This is a genomic window from Mesorhizobium sp. M4A.F.Ca.ET.020.02.1.1 (genome assembly GCF_004022645.1).
In the GTDB taxonomy this organism is placed as follows: domain Bacteria; phylum Pseudomonadota; class Alphaproteobacteria; order Rhizobiales; family Rhizobiaceae; genus Mesorhizobium.
The window spans coordinates 1-1,997 of sequence record NZ_RZOI01000934.1; the positions used below are offsets into that span (position 1 = coordinate 1).

The 1,997-nt window shown below is 65.3% G+C and carries 3 protein-coding genes; 1 reads left to right on the top strand and 2 read right to left on the bottom strand.

Annotated elements, in window-relative coordinates; translation table 11 throughout:
* On the top strand, positions 1-1,116 hold a 1,116-nt coding region (locus tag EN742_RS33300; protein ID WP_148670456.1), incomplete at its 5' end, for an NAD(P)(+) transhydrogenase (Re/Si-specific) subunit beta.
* A gap of 111 nt (positions 1,117-1,227) precedes the next feature.
* On the opposite strand, the gene EN742_RS33305 is transcribed toward EN742_RS33300, so the two are convergent.
* Together EN742_RS33305 and EN742_RS33310 are read right to left on the bottom strand one after the other, a co-directional pair.
* On the bottom strand, positions 1,228-1,689 hold the full coding sequence (locus EN742_RS33305; RefSeq protein ID WP_126057006.1) for a MarR family transcriptional regulator: 462 nt from the start codon (positions 1,687-1,689) through the stop codon (positions 1,228-1,230).
* Positions 1,686-1,997, bottom strand: a 312-nt coding sequence (locus EN742_RS33310; RefSeq protein WP_148670457.1) for an amino acid synthesis family protein, incomplete at its 5' end; no start/stop codon positions are given. The genes EN742_RS33310 and EN742_RS33305, both read right to left, overlap by 4 nt.

Below are 1,997 nucleotides of genomic sequence, written 5' to 3' on the forward strand. Positions count from 1 at the left end.
CTTGTCGGCCTCGCCGCCGTGATGGTGGCGGCCGCCGCCATCTACGCGCCGGAAAGCTTCGGCATCGGCACGGTCGCCGACATCCATGCCCAGGCGCTGATTGAGATGAGCCTCGGCGTCGCCATCGGCGCCATCACCTCCACCGGCTCGGTCATCGCCTTCCTGAAGCTCGACGGCCGCATGTCGGGCAAGCCGATCATGATCGGCGGCCGCCATCTCATCAACATCGCGCTCGGCATCGCCCTGGTCGTGCTGATCGTGCTGCTCGTCACCACCGAGTCCAAGCTGGTCTTCTGGCTGATCGTCGCCGCCTCGCTGGTGCTCGGCGTGCTCTTGATCATCCCGATCGGCGGCGCCGACATGCCGGTGGTGGTGTCGATGCTGAATTCCTATTCGGGCTGGGCTGCGGCGGCGCTCGGCTTCACGCTTGGCAACCTGGCGCTGATCATCACCGGCGCGCTGGTCGGCTCGTCGGGCGCGATCCTGTCCTACATCATGTGCAAGGGCATGAACCGCTCGTTCATCTCGGTCATCCTCGGCGGCTTCGGCGGCGAGACGGCGGCGGCGGCCGACGACGGCATCGAGCGCACCGTCAAGCAGGGTTCAGCCGACGATGCCGCCTATCTGATGATGAACGCGCAGAAGGTCATCATCGTGCCCGGTTACGGCATGGCGGTCGCGCAGGCGCAGCACGCGCTGCGCGAAATGGCCGACAAGCTCAAAGCCAATGGGGTCGAGGTCAAATACGCCATCCATCCGGTGGCAGGCCGCATGCCCGGCCACATGAACGTGCTGCTGGCCGAAGCCAACGTGCCCTATGACGAGGTGTTCGAGCTCGAGGACATCAACTCCGAATTCGCGCAGGCCGACGTCGCCTATGTCATCGGCGCCAACGACGTCACCAACCCGTCCGCGCGCGACGACAAGGCCTCGCCCATCTACGGCATGCCGATCCTCGACGTCGACAAGGCCCGCACCTGCCTGTTCGTCAAGCGCTCGCTCGGCTCCGGCTATGCCGGCATCGACAACACGCTGTTCTACAAGGACGGCACCATGATGCTGCTCGGCGATGCCAAGAAGATGACCGAGGAAATCGTCAAGGCGTTTGATCACTGATCAAGCCGCAACCTTCTATTGGAAGGTTGTCGGCCCGGATTGATCTCAGGACCCAGAAAAAAGCCCGGCTTCGCGCCGGGCTTTTTCGTATCCAGGAACCGCCGCTGCCGGTTAGGCCAGCTTGGCCAGCAGGCGCATGAAGGTCGCGGCTTCCCTGGTCGACAGCGGCGCCAGCGTCTCCTCGGTGATGGTACGTGCATGCGGGAACAGCCGCTCGACCGCCTCGCGGCCCTCCGCCGTCAGGTTGACAAGCAAGCGGCGCTTGTCGACATCGTGCTTCGAGACATCCACCAGCCCGCGCGCCTTCAGCCGGTCGATGACGCCTTTCACCGTCGCCGCGTCCATGGCGATAAAGGTGCCGAGCTGGTTCTGCGAGGTCTCGCCGATGTCGTAGAGCTTGGCGAGCGCAGCGAATTGCGGCGGCGTCAGGTCGGCGATATGCGCGGCGAAGATCGCGACATGGCGCTGATGCGCCTTGCGCAGGATGAAGCCGACCTGGTCTTGCAGGTGATAGCCGTTTTCGTCGGGTTCTTCGGCCTCGACCAGTCGCAGCAGATTGTCCTCGGTGCTCATCTCAGCCCGTCCCACGCCTTGATGTCCTTGGCCGCCAGGCCGCCCATGCGGTCGTGCACGCGCGGGCCACAGGTCATGGCAAGGCAGAACAGGATCTCGTCGGGACGCGGCCCGTCGCTGATGCCGACTTCCATGGCGTCGAAATGGCTGCGCACATAGGCGGCGTTGATGTGGCCGAGCGGCACGTCGAGCCGCGAACCAAAGGCGCCGACCTTCTTGGCCGACGGCACGATCGCCTTGGCGTCGCCGAGCCGCTCGCGCATGGCGTAGCCGCCCGGCACGTGCCAGAGCGCGCCGTGCTCCAGCTC

What these genes read in the sequence shown, in the direction of transcription:
- EN742_RS33305 (WP_126057006.1), bottom strand. Translation starts at nt 1,689, where the DNA reads ATGAGCACCGAGGACAATCTGCTGCGACTGGTCGAGGCCGAAGAACCC.